This is a genomic window from Actinoplanes sp. NPDC051411 (assembly GCF_040682075.1).
GTDB lineage: Bacteria > Actinomycetota > Actinomycetes > Mycobacteriales > Micromonosporaceae > Actinoplanes.
In genome coordinates this window covers 1-1,514 of record NZ_JBFBAD010000288.1, presented here as the reverse complement: position 1 = coordinate 1,514, position 1,514 = coordinate 1, and the positions used below count along the sequence as shown (strand labels likewise).

Sequence of the window (1,514 nt, the reverse complement as noted above, 5' to 3'; positions counted from 1 at the left end):
CGTGACTGGATAGGTGCCCGGATACGCTGTGTTTTTCAGCTGGTGGTGGGGATCCAGGGGTTTCCTGTGGCGGCTTGGATGAGTGCGTCGAGCATGTTGTGGCCGTGCCGGATTGCGGTAGCGGTGTAGCTGCGGATCGCGGCGAAGTTCTCGGCGCCGGTGAGGGTGCGCATGCTGCCGGAGACTTTTATTCGGAGTTTCGGCATGCGGATGGTCTGCTCTGCGGCGTTGTTGTCGAACGGCACGCCGGGGTGTGTGACGAACCGGAGGTAGTCGTCACGGCGGTCGCGGAGCCGGGTGAACAGTGCGTGGTGTTTGCGCTGGAGTTTGCCGTCGCGGGTGGCGGTAGCCTGGGCGCCGAGCACGACGGCGGAGCGCAGCAGGTGCTGTTGCTCGTCGATAGCGGCGGGATCGGGTCGGCCGTGAACGGCGTCGACCAGCTGGTTCAGTTGTCGTAGCGCGTCGATGGCTTGTTCGGCCAGGTCGGCGAGGTGGCCGGTGGCGGTGTCGGTGACGTAGACAAGTTCGCGCAGGACGTGGGCGTTGCAGAGTGCGTGGGTGGCGTGGGTATAGGTGTCGTAGGGCGCCCACGCGTCGTGCACGGCGACGCCGGTGAAACGGGGCAGCACCTTGGCGGCGTCCATCGCGGCGGTGCCGCGTTTGGGGTGCACGCTGAGCAGCACGTCGGTGCTGGTGGAGGCGGAGTGCAGCCAGGCGAGACGACCGTTGGTGCGGATACCGGTCTCGTCGAAGCAGGCCACCGGGGCGGCGGCGATCCGGTCGGCGATGACGGGCAGGACCTTCTCGATGATCCCGAGAGCGGTGCGTTTGACCCAGCAGGACACGGTGGCCGCGGCGACCGGGAGCCCGAACAGGTCGCGTAACGCGTCCGCGGTCCGGCCGATCGACAGGAACTGCCCGTGCAGCAGGTATACGCCGATGCCGGCCAGCCGGGGGCCGTAGGCCACCGGTGCGGTGGCCTCTGCCGGGGCGGCGCCGCTGGTGTGGTGCCCGCACCCGCAGGCCACCGTCACGATCTGATGCTCGGTGACCACCACGGTCGGGACCGGGACGTCGAACACCTGACGGCGGGCCACCGCCACCTCGACCCCGCCGGCCAGGCCGTTACCGCATCCACCGCAGACATCCGGGAGATGCCGCACGACCACGTCCGGGTTGGCGACCTGTTCCAGAGTGGTCCCCGGCTGTCCTGCCGGGCGTCCCGGCCCGCGTCCGGTCTTCTTACGCAGCGACTTCGGTGCTGGTTTGGCCAGACCGTCCGACGACGGCGGCTTCGACGAGTTCCTCGAGGACTGCGTCAATCGGGCTTCCAGCTCCGTGATCCGGCCCAGGGCCTGATCGAGCCGGGCCGTCAGATCCGCCACCATCGCCCGCAGCACAACATTCTCCGACAGGAGATCGTCATACGACGGCGCGGACTCGGCAGGCACGAATAGTCAACGCTTTCAGAGCCCTCCGCGGCACTGAAAGATCAACGACACCTATCCAGTTAC

1 protein-coding gene is annotated in these 1,514 nt (G+C 67.8%); it reads right to left on the bottom strand.

The genetic code is table 11. The annotated features are described in order from the left end of the window. Nucleotides 1–35: 35 nt before the first annotated feature. On the bottom strand, nucleotides 36–1,388 hold the full coding sequence (locus AB0M88_RS53255; protein WP_364116330.1) for an IS66 family transposase: 1,353 nt from the start codon (nucleotides 1,386–1,388) through the stop codon (nucleotides 36–38). Between the last annotated feature and the right edge of the window lie 126 nt (nucleotides 1,389–1,514).

Excerpts from the sequence above, each read along its gene's own strand:
- AB0M88_RS53255 (WP_364116330.1), bottom strand. The coding sequence starts at position 1,388 with ATGGTGGCGGATCTGACGGCCCGGCTCGATCAGGCCCTGGGCCGGATC.